This window comes from Rhodospirillaceae bacterium (assembly GCA_040219235.1).
In the GTDB taxonomy this organism is placed as follows: domain Bacteria; phylum Pseudomonadota; class Alphaproteobacteria; order Rhodospirillales; family Rhodospirillaceae; genus WLXB01.
The window spans coordinates 448973-463339 of the sequence record JAVJSV010000011.1; the positions used below are offsets into that span (position 1 = coordinate 448973).

The following is a 14367-nucleotide window of genomic DNA, read 5'->3' on the forward strand; positions in this document are numbered from 1 at the left end:
CTTATTGCCACACGTAAATTTTTATTGAGCGGGTGCGACCGGTGCTTCCGCGATGGGTGCAATTGAAATCGTGGCGCGTCCACGTAGTTCCGTCAGGATGGCATCTACGGCTTCGTCCGATAATGCGTTGCGTATTTCTACCCGCATCTCTTCAAAAGACGGTGGTGGTTTCATGCGGCGGTCTTCCACTTTAATGACGTGCCAGCCAAAATCAGTTTTTACCGGGGCTGAACTGACTTCGCCGGGTTGTAGGGCGTAAGCCGCTTCAGAAAACGGCGGCACCATCATGCCCCGGGTGAAATAGCCGAGATCGCCACCATTGGGGCCAGAAGGACCTGTCGAGCGTTCACGGGCCAGGTCTTCGAAGGTTGCGCCGTCTGACAGATCGCGCAGAATGGCTTCGCCTTCTTCCTGGGTTTCAACCAGAATGTGACGGGCTCGAACTTCTTCGTCTTGCACATAGGTTTCCATGGTCTTGTCATAGGCTTCGCGAATGCGCGCGTCGTTCACCCGGTCTGAAATTTCATCGCGCAAGTACGCCTGACGCACCAGTTCGTCTTCAAGGCGTTGCAATTGCTCTTGCACTTGCGGGTCTTTTTCCAGCCCACGACCCTTGGCCGCAGCCATCATCAGTTTTTGATCAATATAAAATTCAATCAGGCGCGGCAGGATCGAGGCCGTATCCATCTCAGCCGCATTTGGAATGCCCTGCTGAAAGGCGACAATGTCGGCAAAGGTGATGGGCGTGCCGTTCAGTTCAGCCACAACTGTTTCAGGCGATTGCGCGAGCGCAACATTAGAAAATGGTGCGTGCGCCCCTGCAGTCATGCAGAGACTGAGGGCGAAAGCCGCCGTTTTAGCAAAGGTGCGAACGCGCATATCTATTCAATTCCTACAAGTTCGAGATCAAAGGTCAGGTCTTGGCCGGCCAAAGGGTGGTTGGCATCAATGGTTACTTCGGCGTCCTCAACCGCTGTCACAGTCACGGGCATGGGTTGGCCAGACTGTGTCATCATTTCGTACGTCTGTCCCACATCAACGTGGGCACCGTTCTCCGGAAACATCTCCCGGTCCAAGGTCTGCACCAGGTCTGCGTTGCGTTCGCCGTAAGCTTCATCGGCGGGCAGGGTCACGGTTTTGCTGTCGCCAGCGGCCATGCCGACCAACGCCGACTCAAAGCCGGGAATCAATTGACCTTCGCCCAGGTTGGCGCCCATGGGGTCGCCACCAATGGAGGAGTCAAACTCGGTGCCATCCGAAAGGGTGCCGGTGTAATGGAAGGTAACGCTGTCGCCTGTTTTTGCCGTTGTCATGCCGTGCCTCTCGTGTCGTGCGGTGGGTCTGTAAGCCGAACCAACAAAAGTAAACGCCAGCACGGTTTGCTTGAAAAACGGCGGCAGCATAAGGGGGCATGAGGGAGAGTACAAGGGAAGCGCGGGAGAAGCCCAGGAGAAGCCCAGGAGAAGCCCAGGAGACGGATAAATTGGTGCTGATCGCCGCTGATCACTGCTGATCAGTGCTGATCCAAGGCAAGGCGTGCCTTATTCTTCGGGGGCGTTGTTTTTCAGCAGGTCTTCGCCGCCAGCCGCGCGATCCGCTTCAACGGCGTCAATAATGGGGTTGTCTGCCAGCGCCGCTTCCGGATCAACGGTTGGCGTCACCACTTCGGCTTTTGAGTCCTGCACGGGTTCGGACTTTTGCGCATCGGGTGAAGTGGGCGTGCTGCCGAATGCGAGGCCGCCCCCCTCTGGAACTTCCGTTAAACGAACGCGGTAAATGGGTTCCGGTAATTCAAAGCCACCGGCTTCCAGGGCTTCTTTCACTAACCGGATGGCTTTGCTTCGGGTCCGTGCGAAATGCTGGGTGTCTTGATTTACCCATGCCCCAAACCACAGGATCACATTTGAATCCCCCACGGACTCAATCCAACCATCAGGTTCCGGATCCTTCAGAATTTCTGAAATGTCCGTCAGTACCGTGAGGCCCGTGCTCAAGGCGGCCTTTAAATCCGCGTCGGCGTTGACGCCCAATATAAACTCGAAGCGCCGTTCTGGGTTGCGCGTATAGTTGATGATTTCAGCCTTAAACACCACAGCGTTTGGAATACGAACGTGGTTGCCCTCGGGCGTAATTAAAATGGTCGCGCGGGAGCTCAGCCGCGCCACATGCCCCGTGTGCGGACCGATTTTAATGAGTTCGTTGGGCCGGAACGGTTGGCGCACGCTCAGCATAATACTGGCGATGTAGTTCTCGATGGTATCGCGCACGGCGAAACCCACCGCCAGACCAATAATCCCGGCGGCCCCCAACAACGTGCCCAGCAATGTGGTTGCGCCAATCAGGTCCAGGGCCAGCACCAGGCCTGCGGCGATAAAGACCAGGGTAATCAGTTGTTTCACAAGATCGGCGACAAAAGCGTTGGGCGTCAGCCTGGCCCACAGCCGGTCCATCCGTGCGACCAGCACGCCGATGGTGACCACCACCAAAAACACAATCAGGCCGACGCCCAACAACGGCAGCAACGCAATTGTATCGTAGATCCTGGTTTTGAGCCGCTCAACGGCGGGGGTCAGGCGTTGGCCAACATCGTCGGCCACCTCAAGCTTATTGCGCAGGGTCACGGTTCCTTGCACACGATTGGCCAAACGCACAGCCTGTTGCTCTAAAGCTGGGTCAGCAACAACGCCAGACAGGGTGACCACGCCCGAGTCCACCGTCACGATAATGTTTTCTGTGCCGTCAATTTCCGCGAAGATGGCGCTCAGCCGATCCTTGATCGAATCATCACTGATGCTCTGATCACCAACCGCAATGGCGGTTTCGTTCTCGTCGGAGGCCGTTTGCGCCAGTGCTGGGGCCGTGAGCAAGATTTGGTCTGCCAGTAGCGATATGGACAAACCCACAAGCAGCGCCAGAGCAGCGCTCACGAAGCGCCCTGCGCTTTGTCTCAACCCGTCATTAACCCTACGCACAGCACAAAACTCCTCTATTCATTATGAACGATGACGCTCTGGCAATGTTCCACCCTCAGTGTTAGCAGAAACGTCAGCTTAGACGGAGTAAGATATGACCATAAAACTATATGACTTGGCAGATGCCGAGGGCCGCCGCTTTTCTTCCAATTGCTGGCGCGTCCAGTTTGCCCTGGCCCACAAGGGCCTGAGCTATGAAACCGTCCCCACGCGATTCACGGATATCTCAAACGTTGGCAACGGCAGCCACAAAACCATACCCGTTATTGAGGACGGTGGCACAGAGGTGTGTGACAGCTGGGTCATCGCCAATTATCTGGACGAGACTTATCCGGACTCACCGTCGCTGTTTGGCCCGGAGGGCAGAAGCGGCTCCGGCTACACCTTCAGCCAGTTTCTTCAGCAGTGGAGCCTGCGCGCCATCAGCTTCCCGCTGCTGCATGTGATCATCAAAGACATTTATGACCGTCTTGATCCCGCCGATCAGCCCTATTTTCGCGAAAGCCGCGAAAAGCGTTTTGGTCAAACCCTTGAACAGATGGTCGAAAACCGCGAGGCCACGCTGGACGCCTTTCGCGGCGGTCTCAGCCCACTACGCGCCTGTCTGCAAGACCAGCCGTTTTTGTCGGGGTCTGCGCCCTATTATCCGGATTACATCATCACGGCGGCGCTGCTCTGGCCCCGCGCCATGACACCGGTGAAAGTGCTGGACGATGATGATGTGCTGGTCCCCTGGTTTAGCCGCATGCTGAATTTGTATGAGGGGCTGGCGGGCAATCACCCGAAAGAATGGGATGGGGTGTGAGGGTGGAGTTTTTAATGACCCATACGTGGTTGGCCATTTCCGCCGATGCGTGTATGTGAAGCGCCTATGAGTACGTCCAAAGTTCTAACACCGCATATTCTGATTGTCGGCGCGGGCATCGCCGGGGCGACCATTGCCGCCGGTCTGCGGGGGCGGGGCTATTCCGTGGTGCAGCTGGAAGCGTCCAACCAACCGCTCGATACCGCCCGTGGCGATCATCTCGGCCCGCGCGTGGTGGAAACCCTGGCCGAGTGGAACATTCTTGAGGCGTTTTTTGCCGCCGGGGCGGAGAAGCGCCTGGGTGCGAAATGGTTGCTGCCCAACGGCGATCTGGTCCTGCACTCCCGCATGGATGATCTGCCGCTGCCGCACCCGTATTACATTGTGCTCAACCACGATCTCATCGCCACCACGGCGTTGGATCTGGCGCTCCATGATGCGCGTTATGACTACACCCTGTTCCGCCCCGTCGCGGCCCGACAAATCACAGCAGGGCCAGACGCGCACGGCGGCGTCACTGAGGTTCACATCACAGCGCCCGATGGTACGCCCCGTGGCACGCCGGTCACCATCCGCCCGCAGATGACCATCGCCTGCGATGGCCGCTCCTCGAAAGTGCGCACCGCCTGTGGTTTCGACATCGCCAAAACCTACGATTACGAAAAGATGTTTGTGGTGTTATTTGGCCCGCGCGGCGAATTGCAAGACCCGCGCAATGAACTCTATTCTTATCTGTCCCGCAACGGCGGGGTCAGCCGCATCCCGCGCATGAACGGACAATGGAAGGTCGGGTTGTCGATCACCAAAGACGAAGTCGCGCGCTGGAAGACGACGACCTCAGACCAACGCAAAGCCCTGCTGGCTGCGCGCGCCCCGGTGCTGGGCGATCTGGAAACCGAGGTGGCCGGGTTCTATCCGGTCATGCGCCGCGAAACCGCCGACTGGGCCAAGGGCACCACCGTGCTGGTGGGCGATGCCTGTCACACCATTCATCCCACCCGAGGGCAGGGCATGAACTTTGGCGTTCGCTGCGCCGCGCAATTGTTTGACTATCTCCCCGACCCCACTGACATGGCAGATGCGGCGCTGGTGACCCGGCAACTCAAAGCCTATGAGGCGGCGGTGAAACCTCTGACCGACGCCCAGCTTGAAGACAATCACCAAAGCGGATTGTATGCAGACTCCGCTGGTCCCGAGCGCCTTGAGGCGGAAGTGCCGGCACTGCGCGCCATCGCCGCCGATCCCGACGCGTATTTTCGCTATCGCATGACCATGGCCGGTTATTCCGACCGGCTCCCGCCTGTTTAATTCCGCTCCGTTCAAACGTTAAGGTTTTTGCATGCCCCGAAAAATTGACCCTGCTGTGCACTTCGATGATGAGATGTCTGTGCGCTACGATGCCTTTGTGCCGCGCTTGGTGCCCGACTATGCCCACCTTCATGAACTTGTTGTGGCGCAATTGGGTTTGGCTTTGGACGAGCATGCGCGTCTGTTGATTGTGGGGGCTGGTACCTGCACCGAAATTCTGACCCTGGCGGACTTTGATCCCACCTGGACCTTTGTCGCCGTAGAACCCTCCGCACCGATGATCGACGTGGCCCGCGCGCGCATTGCAGACGCGGGATTAACGGATCGCGTCGCCTTTCATGTCGGCACCCTGGATACGCTCGCGGACCAAGGTCCGTTTGAGGCCGCCACCGCCATTCTGATGATGCAGTTTGTCCCGGTGGAGGAAAAAGCCGCGCTGTTTGCCGAGGTGGCTCAACGTCTTGCCCCAGGCGCGCCGTTCCTCATGGCCCATCCCATTGGTGATCCGGAGACAGACGAGCACGCGCTGGCCATGCAAGCCTGGCGGGATCATCTGGCCGAAGTGATGCCAGACCGCGTGGAAACTGTTTTTGGAACGGTTCAGGACACGCTTCATTTCGTATCCGATACCGCACAGACCAACATGCTGCACGATGTTGGTTTCGACGATGTCGTGCGCTTTCATTCCAAGCTGGTGTTCGGGGCCTGGGTGTCCGTCAAAAGCTCTCGCTGAAAGCGCGCTAATTCTTCATCAGGACTTGATCAATCGCTGTATTGTGTTCCGTTCCGATGCAACGCTCCACATCAAACAGCGGCACGTTCAGCTCCACGACAAAATTAATGTAGCGCCGGGCAATCGGCGTTACACCTCGCACAGAAACGCCGTGCAATGAGTCCGGTGTGTTGAGAAAAAGAATCAGCCGGTTGGCCTCGTAGGGCACGGTGGTAACATGTTCAGCATCGCTATCCTCAACCGCCACATATTCAATATCATTGTATTGGCGAGTCTTTTTGAATTTATAAATCAGCAGATCACCGCCACTGCTGCGGTCGTCCGGATGACGCATATACAAAAGTCCGCTGATCAGTCTGATCGGCTTATCTGCATGAATCGCTCGAACACGCGATGGCTCTCGCACCGGCGTATTAAAACCGAACTGGCAATCCAAACCGACCTGAAAGTCAGTTCCGCTCATGCGCCACCCCGTACGCAGGGTCTCTAAGGGTGAGCCAATTCTATCTTCCAGGCCTGGGTAGTAGTGGTCAATATGAGGTCGGAACAGACCGATTAAGCGGCGATAAAACTCAGCACTCAGGTGCGTCGCAGAAAACGCGTGCCAGGCTTGATCCAGTGCCACGACTTGCATCGCCTGCGGGATCGCCAACAATTCTAAGGTGTTGTTGGCGGAGGACTCGTCGTATCTCATCTGCGGCGCAGTGTTATACAAATGCTGATAGGCGTCAGGCGGCAGGCACCCCACTTTGCTCACATACGGAAAAGGCGCGTTGGCAATATCATTCTGAGATAGCCCATCAAGAATACACACCATATCCCGAATGCCTTATGGATCCTCAAACTCAGACGTTACGGCCTCAGACGTTAATGTCAGAGATGCAGAAGTCTTTCACGTTGGGCAAAAACGTATTGCGAATCACGTCCACATGGGTGTCGTGCTTTTCATAGGCATCCCGTGCGGCTTGATCCTTAAAATCGCCAATCAAAATCCATTTGTAGGGGCTTTTTTCACCCACCGGCAGAGCATTCTGCTCGATCATCATGGCCTCAACGGTCGGCAGGCTGCCGAGGATTTTCATGGATTCAATAACAGCTTCTTCGTCGGATCCGTCGTTGAGATTAAAAAGAACGCAATGGCGATGCATGAGGAGGCTCCCTGAGATGTATCTGTGCTTGGTTTACGCATGTTAGGTTGAAGTGTCATTTAACCTAAGGCGGCGGCGCAGGCCTTACAAGTCTCCAGTAGGGTCTAAAGCCAGTTAAGGACCAGAGAGCATGAAGTCTTTTTTCGCAACAGTCTTTCGCCGGTTGCCGGGCGGTCTGTTGCGCTATGGTTTGTTTCTCGCCAACGCCAAATTCAACCATGGCGCTGTCGGCGTGTATCAAGACGCGCAAGGCCGGGTGCTGGTGTTGCGCCATGTGTTCCGGCGATCCTACCCGTGGGGGTTTCCCTCAGGCTTCGTTGGTGTTGGCGAGGATGCCAGTACGGCAGCGCTGCGGGAGTTAAAAGAAGAAACCGGTCTCACGGCCACGGTTGACCATGTTGGTCCGACGCAGCTTGTCGCACCACGCCATTTGGAAACCGTGGTGTATGGACGCGCGGACTCGGCGCAAGAGTTAAAACTCAGCCCTGAGATTTTTGAAGCCCGTTGGGTTACGCCGGGTCAGGTGCCGGATGTGGTCGCCAGCGGTTTGCCGCCAGAGCACCGGGCTATGTTGTCACAGCCATTCTCAGGCCCGCTGCCGTACAACACGTAATACGCGCAAGAAAACCAGTTGTGCTTTCTTCTCTTTTTTATCCGCGAAAGAGAACCGTATTCCAATTTGCGCAACCTGTCTGTGGCGATCATGCCACAGCTGGCGTAAATTTGTACGGACACAAAGACGTAAGCGTGCATCTAATCCTTCTCTGCGTATAGTCCCGCGCAACTGGGTGGTCCGCCTCACAGTTCATGACAAAAATGGAGAGAGACAATGACTCGTTCAACACGAACATCTTATTTATTGGCCAGCACGGCCCTGGTCGCGCTCGCAGCGGCAACACCGTCACAGGCGCAGCAACTGGCGCTTGAAGAAATTGTCGTCACCGCGCAAAAGCGGTCGCAAAATCTGCAGCAGATTCCCATTTCCATCACCGCCATCAGCGGCGATGAGTTGGACCGGATTGACCTCAACGAAATCCAAGATATCGCCATTCAAACCCCGTCACTTGAATTCAGCCGGGCGGGTGGCGAAGCCCAACTTTACATTCGCGGTATCGGCACGAACATCTTTGGCGTCACGGTCGATCCCAGCGTTGCCGTCAACCAAGATGGCGTTTACCTCGCTCGCACCCAGATGGGTCTCACTCAGTTTTTGGATGTTGAGCGCGTCGAAGTTCTGCGCGGCCCACAAGGCACACTCTATGGTCGCAATGCCACAGGTGGAGCCATCAATCTGATTTCTCGCAAACCGTCTGATGAAGTCGAAGGCTATGCCCAAGCCAACGTCGGCAACTTTGGCCGGTATGAATTTGCTGGCGCGGTCAGTGCGCCCCTCAGCGACACCATCAAAACCCGTCTCGCAGCGCGTTTTATTGAAGATGACGGCTTCACCAAAGATCTTGACCCCCGTGGCGCGGATGAGATCGACGATCAAAACCTGTTCGCCATGCGCGGCACCGTCGAATTTGACCCCAATGATGACGTAACGTTCACGGTCGTCGCCGATTGGAGCGACTTTACCAGCCACAACCGCAGCGTTGTGCCGCGTGATAATCTCGGTCTGGCCGAAAGCCTTGGTGCGTTGCCGCAAGAGTTCGGTCAAACCCGCAACGACCTCCCAACCTATTATGATTGGGAATCCGGTGGCATCACCGCCACATTGGATTGGCAGGTCACCGATGGCATTCAACTGAAGTCCATCAGCGCCTACAAAGAGTTTAAGGGCGATTTCCTGTTTAATACCGATGGCACCGAGATCGATGTCACCCGGTCCAACTTCCAGTACGACACCGATCAGTTGTCTCAGGAAATCCAACTCAGCTCCACCGACGATGGCCCGTTCCAGTGGATCGCGGGTGCCTACTACATCACTGAAAACAAGTACGGTGCGTTGGGTCTGGTGCGTGCGCCGTTGGGCCTCTCATTCATCATTCCCAATGATGACGAAGGCGAAGCCTACGCGGCCTATGTGGAAGGGTCTTATCAGATTTCTGACACCCTGAAGGCCACCGCCGGTGTGCGTTACTCGGACGAAAGCAAAGATGACGTCACCAGCGTTGGGGCCGTACAAGACCTGGACGGTCTGGATTCGATCCTGCCGGTTGGCAACTTTGGCGCCCCCCGTGAAGCCAGTGAAAGCTGGAATGCATGGACTCCGCGTTTCGTGTTGGAGTTTACACCCAACGACGACATGCTGTTCTATGCGTCTGCAACGCGTGGGTTTAAGTCTGGGGGCTTTAACGCCTTCGACCGCACACCGTCTTTCGATCCTGAGTTCATCTGGAGCTACGAAGTTGGTGCCAAGACCGACCTGACCGATCGTGTGCGTTTGAATGCCTCAGGGTTTTACTACGACTACTCTGACCTACAGGTATCGACCTTCATCAACGGCCTGACGCTCACCACCAATGCGGCGGAAGCAACGGTCAAGGGGGTCGAGTTTGAAGTGAAGACCCTGGTTACCGAAGAGCTTGAGTTCAACCTCACGGGCACTTGGTTGGATGCGGAGTACGATACATTCTTGTCGGCCCAGGGCATCAACACCGATGGCTCACCCCGGATTCGGGATCTGTCTGGCAACAGCCTGATCAATGCACCGGAATGGTCTATCAACGCCAACGCCAACTACACGGTTGATCTCAGCAATGGCGGAACGGTTGAAGTGTTTGGTCAGATCACCTACCGCGATCAAGTGTACTTCACTCAGTTCAACGAAGCCGCTGTCGGTCAGGATGACATCACATTGGTGGATGCCCGCATTGCTTACACCACCCCCGATGGCAGCTGGCAGCTTGGCGTCTACGGTAAGAATATCTTCGACAAAGAGTACTTCCAAAACGGGGTGCGCTTTACGTCGACGTCCGACCCTGCGACAGATACGTCAGCGATTGGTAACGCTTTGGGCTATCCGGCCCCCGGCGCACAATATGGCGTGCAGATGAACTACCGCTTCTAAGCGGCGTTGATCAGAACCGACATGAAAAACCGGGCCCATCCCCCTCAGCCCAACTCAACATGAGTTAATCCTGAAGGGATGGGCCCGGTTGTGTGTCTGCTCTTTGCGGGAGGCGAAGACCAGACGGCTCACAGCCGCTCCTTAGCCGGTATTTGAATCCTGTTTCACCACCGAGACGGTGCACCCGACGATGTACCCAATATCGTCGTTATCAGGATTCAGGAGCGGCAAGTCCAACGCGACAAAATCAATGGGCGAAGTGTACTGCGGATCGGCCACCCCTTCCTGCAGGTGACAGCCGCCATCCGTCATGACCGGGGCAACGCGCGCGGCCCAATTCACTTCGGCACGGGTGCCGTCCTGAAAGGTCATGGTCTCTCCGGTCAGGTCTTGGCCAAACAGCGCGGATACGGCAGAGCCGCAAAATTCAAAGGCAAAATTCTCCTCGTCGTACTTGTGCAAAACGGTCACATAGGGGGCTGCTTCGCCCAGCGCGGTCATTTTGAATTCCCCCCACCGCGGGGTTTGCCGTTTCTCTGCATGCGCTGTGGCCAGGGCCTTCCAATATTTGGCAACACCAATCAACGGCGCGGGCAAGCCGCCAACACGGGCGTTGGGCTTGGCGCTGGTCACCGCATCTAAATCCATATCGAGATGGCGCATATCCTTAGACTCCGCAGAACCACACATTTTTTTGTTCATACCAAGCATTAACGTTTTGAGGTCGAAACGGGTTGCACCAATGCATTGACTTTTTTGGGGCGCATACGCCACGCTGAGGCGCACCAACGAGGAGCGGGTTATGGTTCGGACATTTATCGCGGCAATAGCCTGTAGTCTTGCCGTGTTGCCCAGTCTGGCGGTTTCGCAGACTCTCACCCCGGTGCGCCGCACCACCATTGTCACCGCCGATCCAGAGGCTTCCCTCCATTTCTATCGTGACCTTCTGGGCTTCACGGTTGAGTACGATGTGGCGGCCTCAGACTCCGGCCAGCTCTCGTTGCTGGCCCCTGGGGCCACGGAAGGCCGGGTCATTGCGCTGCGTTATGGTCCTAAACTGGGGGGCTCCATTGGCTTGTTCTGGACACCGGGTCTGCCACAACAAACCGCATGCCAATCCCCGGCCTTGCCGGGCGCGACTTCACTTCTATTGCTCACCGATGATCTGCAAACCCTGCGCGCTAAATTAGATGCCGCAGGTGTTCCATCTGTCACACCGGGCACGTCTTATGATCAAAGCCGCGGCCCCACCGATGTCTACGCGGTGTTTGATCCCAATTGTGTGCGGGTCAGCATCGCCGAAATCAAAAATGAAACGCTGGAAGAGAGTCAGAACAAATGAGACAGCTTTTCAGCATCTTTTTGGCGATGGTCTTGGGTGTCACCGCGCTACCGGCTGTTGCTCAACCTAGTGCCCAATCTTCTGACTCCTGCGCTGCCTTGCGCGCACAGGATTTTACCAGCATCCCTGATGCCGCCACCGCGATCACGGGCACCGCGATCATTCCCGCTGCTGCGGATTTGCCCGAATACTGTCAGGTGCAGGGCACCATTGCCCCGTCGATCAATTTTGAACTGCGTCTGCCCACGCAAACCTGGAACGAGAAATTTCTCATGCAAGGCTGCGGCGGCCTATGCGGCATCATCAACATGGTAGCCGCCGACGATGCCCTGGCTCGCAACTATGCGGTCATCAATCAAAATATGGGCCATGTCAGTCAGCCCTTTGTGGCCACCTGGGCCTACAACAACCTGCCCGGCGAGATCGACTTTGGCTTTCGCTCCACTCACATCACGGCGGTGGCCGCCAAAGTGCTGGTCGAAGCTTATTACGGCAAAGCGCCCGCGTATTCCTACTTCAAAGGCTGCTCTACCGGCGGACGCCAGGCCATGGTGCAGGCGCAACGCTTTCCCTGGGACTTCGATGGCATCATCGCGGGTGCCCCGGTGCTCAATGAAATCGGCGATGGCATGTTGCATCTGGTGTGGTCGGGCCGCGCCAACTTAGATCAAAACAATACGCCCATTCTCACGCCCGATAAGTTGCCGCTGATCCGCGATGCGGTCATGGCCGCCTGCGATGCCAACGATGGTGTGGTCGACAACGTGTTGCAAGATCCGCGCACCTGCACCTGGAAACCGACTGATTTGCAATGTGAGGGATCAGACGCAACCAACTGCCTCACGCCTGCGGAAGTCGGCGCGGTCGAACGCATTTATGCGGGCGCGCACAATTCAGAAGGCGAGCGCATTTTTGCCGGCGGCATGTCCAAAGGCTCCGAGTATGAGTGGTCGCCGGCCTTTGTGGCGCAAGACCGCGCCCTGCCGGCTATTCTGAATCGCAATGGCATGATCGGGCAGTTCGCGCGCTATCTGGCCTTCTGGCAGGATGGAGACGGACCGGGATCGGACCCCCTGACCTTCGATTGGGATCGCGATCCGCCGCGTCTGATGCTGACGGAAACGCTCTACAACGCGCAAAACCCCGACCTGCGCAAGTTCCGCGATGCGGGCAACAAGCTGGTGCTCTATCACGGCTGGGATGACCTTGAGATTCCGCCCGCCTTATCGGTGGATTATTATGAGACGGCGAGTAAAACGATGGGAGGATACGAGGCGACCCAGGAATTCTTCCGCCTGTTCATGATTCCCGGCATGGCCCATTGCCGACGCGGCCCTGGGGCCGATGCCTTTGATAGCCTCACGGCGCTTGAGCAGTGGGTTGAGCAGGGCAGCGCGCCTGATGCCTTAACGTCCTATCATTTGAAAACGCCGCAGGCGTATAATGGTCTGCCGCGCATCAGATATCCTTTGGCCGATGACGCTTACGACTGGTCCCGCCCCGTGTATCCGTACCCCGCCTCAGCGGTGTATTCGGGCGAGGGCGACTGGAAAAAGCCAGAGAGTTGGGTGGCGACGGACAACGCAAACTCAGGTAAGGACTAACTACCGTTCTGTCCGCTAATCCATCAGTTGCCAGCACCCTAAGAAAGGCTGCAATCGCGCAAAATGTCAGTCTCGACGGCGGAGAACAACGAAGTCCTGCAATGCGGCAATGCCATCTAGTATGGCGAGAACATCAAAATACTGCCCCCATTTTTCGATAATATACGGTCTCGAATGCCACGTGCTCCGGTAGTAATTGGAATCCTCAATGTATCCATCAAGCGCGTGATCTACAGACAGATCAAGAAAGCCAGCTTTCTGGGCTTTCTGGTAAATCGCAGTTGATAGGCCAAGATGTCCGATTTGTGCCTGCCCGGTCACAGACAGAAAAAGCAAAGCCCCAGGGCGTGTAACCCGGTGCAATTCTTGAAGCCATGCGAACTGCATCTCTTCCGTCAAGTGCGTGACGACAGAAGTGCCCACCACAAGATTAAATAAGCCGTCTGGCAATGATGTTGGGGGCTTGAGGGGCGCATGAATAAAGTATGCGCCAGATAAATTTTTACTGCACCAATTCACATTGTCTTCATCGATATCTAATCCGTAGACATCAGACTCCGTTCCGGCCATGAGATATCTCGTGAGACGACCAGCCCCACACCCCCAGTCGAGAATATTTGGGAAGTCTTTCCAATCGCGATCACTCTCCCGCAGAAAATTGCTGATATTATGAAAAATCGTGGCACCGCCCATGCCGAAGCGGGACACGCTATCGTCACCGACAACACGCTGTATGTTAGCCACCGGCGGCATAGGGAAAGCTTCTTTGTCAGGATTCATGAACCAAATGGCATGACGCCAACGTGAGGGGACGTATGTCCCGGTCGGTGATGCGTCAATTCGAAAGAAGTCTGCCCGCTCAAGCGTTTCAAGATCCTTCGTTATTCGAGCGCGAAAGGCCGCGCCGTGGTGTCCGGTAAGGGCAAACCGCTCCTCGGTGCGCTGGTCAGCGATTGGGTATGTGACATCATCGCATTTTTGGCCGTTGATGAAGAAGGCCATGTTTTGCGTCAGACCATCTGGCGCAATCATGATGCCAGCCACTTCTACGCTGCCTTCTCGAACAAACAACTCTCCCACTTGTAAAGGTAAGTGTGCCGCGGCGGCGCGTTGAATCTCACGCGCTGTAATCAGCTCTGATACATCTGTGTTTTGGTCAACAGTATCGGCGTCAACATCGCTTGAGCATGGATTCGATCTGGCCTCCTTCTGCAATTGCTTAACAGCCAATTGCAAGCCTCGGAACGCTCGAATAAACCGGCGGCCGGGCGGAAACAGAGATACAAAAGACTCAGTCAAAGATGGAGGCAAGGTACAGGGTGCTTTCATTGCAATGTTCGACGAGTCACTCGCCTTGTTTGCAAGAAAATGCAGATCCAGAGTTTATTGTACCTATGTGATATTTCAACCTATCAGTTTATAAGCATCAATGGCAAGCTGTT

14 protein-coding genes are annotated in these 14367 nt (G+C 56.0%); 7 read left to right on the plus strand and 7 right to left on the minus strand.

Annotated features, from left to right (window positions below; all coding sequences use genetic code 11):
- Positions 1–21 precede the first annotated feature (21 nt).
- The 3 genes from RIC29_06100 to RIC29_06110 all read right to left on the minus strand — a co-directional run bounded on the left by RIC29_06100 (position 22) and on the right by RIC29_06110 (position 2972).
- Positions 22–879 (minus strand): peptidylprolyl isomerase, encoded by an 858-nt coding sequence (locus RIC29_06100; GenBank protein MEQ8734474.1) that lies wholly within the window; start codon positions 877–879, stop codon positions 22–24.
- 2 nt (positions 880–881) lie between these two features.
- Positions 882–1313 (minus strand): peptidylprolyl isomerase, encoded by a 432-nt coding sequence (locus RIC29_06105; protein MEQ8734475.1) that lies wholly within the window; start codon positions 1311–1313, stop codon positions 882–884.
- Between the two features lie 228 nt (positions 1314–1541).
- Positions 1542–2972 (minus strand): mechanosensitive ion channel, encoded by a 1431-nt coding sequence (locus RIC29_06110; GenBank protein MEQ8734476.1) that lies wholly within the window; start codon positions 2970–2972, stop codon positions 1542–1544.
- 94 nt (positions 2973–3066) lie between these two features.
- Here RIC29_06110 and RIC29_06115 point away from each other — a divergent pair, with 94 nt between their 5' ends.
- The 3 genes from RIC29_06115 (at position 3067) to RIC29_06125 (ending at position 5818) form a co-directional block, all read left to right on the plus strand.
- Positions 3067–3777 (plus strand): glutathione S-transferase N-terminal domain-containing protein, encoded by a 711-nt coding sequence (locus tag RIC29_06115; GenBank protein ID MEQ8734477.1) that lies wholly within the window; start codon positions 3067–3069, stop codon positions 3775–3777.
- Between the two features lie 66 nt (positions 3778–3843).
- Positions 3844–5085, plus strand: coding sequence for an NAD(P)/FAD-dependent oxidoreductase (locus RIC29_06120; GenBank protein MEQ8734478.1), 1242 nt, complete (start codon positions 3844–3846; stop codon positions 5083–5085).
- 31 nt (positions 5086–5116) lie between these two features.
- A complete protein-coding gene (locus RIC29_06125) occupies positions 5117–5818 on the plus strand; it encodes a class I SAM-dependent methyltransferase (GenBank protein MEQ8734479.1) in 702 nt (233 codons plus the stop codon).
- A 7-nt stretch (positions 5819–5825) separates the two neighbouring features.
- Here the strand turns inward: RIC29_06125 and RIC29_06130 are convergent, their stop codons facing one another.
- Entirely contained in the window at positions 5826–6635 is an 810-nt protein-coding gene (locus tag RIC29_06130; GenBank protein MEQ8734480.1) for a 2OG-Fe(II) oxygenase, read from the minus strand.
- A gap of 43 nt (positions 6636–6678) precedes the next feature.
- Complete coding sequence (locus RIC29_06135; GenBank protein MEQ8734481.1) at positions 6679–6966, minus strand: Dabb family protein; 288 nt, start codon at positions 6964–6966, stop codon at positions 6679–6681.
- A gap of 130 nt (positions 6967–7096) precedes the next feature.
- On the opposite strand from RIC29_06135, the gene RIC29_06140 reads away from it, so the two are divergent.
- Together RIC29_06140 and RIC29_06145 are read left to right on the plus strand one after the other, a co-directional pair.
- A complete protein-coding gene (locus RIC29_06140; protein MEQ8734482.1) occupies positions 7097–7579 on the plus strand; it encodes an NUDIX hydrolase in 483 nt (160 codons plus the stop codon).
- Positions 7580–7795: 216 nt separating this feature from the next.
- Positions 7796–9979 (plus strand): TonB-dependent receptor, encoded by a 2184-nt coding sequence (locus RIC29_06145; protein ID MEQ8734483.1) that lies wholly within the window; start codon positions 7796–7798, stop codon positions 9977–9979.
- Positions 9980–10120: 141 nt separating this feature from the next.
- Here RIC29_06145 and RIC29_06150 read toward each other — a convergent pair whose 3' ends face one another.
- Positions 10121–10642 (minus strand): PAS domain-containing protein, encoded by a 522-nt coding sequence (locus RIC29_06150; protein ID MEQ8734484.1) that lies wholly within the window; start codon positions 10640–10642, stop codon positions 10121–10123.
- Between the two features lie 139 nt (positions 10643–10781).
- Here RIC29_06150 and RIC29_06155 point away from each other — a divergent pair, with 139 nt between their 5' ends.
- Both RIC29_06155 and RIC29_06160 read left to right on the plus strand, forming a co-directional pair.
- Positions 10782–11321, plus strand: a complete 540-nt coding sequence (locus RIC29_06155; protein ID MEQ8734485.1) for a VOC family protein — start codon at positions 10782–10784, stop codon at positions 11319–11321.
- Entirely contained in the window at positions 11318–12925 is a 1608-nt protein-coding gene (locus RIC29_06160) for a tannase/feruloyl esterase family alpha/beta hydrolase (GenBank protein MEQ8734486.1), read from the plus strand. The genes RIC29_06155 and RIC29_06160 overlap by 4 nt, the downstream gene beginning before the upstream one ends.
- Before the next feature lie 66 nt (positions 12926–12991).
- On the opposite strand, the gene RIC29_06165 is transcribed toward RIC29_06160, so the two are convergent.
- Positions 12992–14236: a class I SAM-dependent methyltransferase gene (locus RIC29_06165; GenBank protein ID MEQ8734487.1), complete on the minus strand. Its 1245-nt coding sequence runs from the start codon at positions 14234–14236 to the stop codon at positions 12992–12994.
- Between the last annotated feature and the right edge of the window lie 131 nt (positions 14237–14367).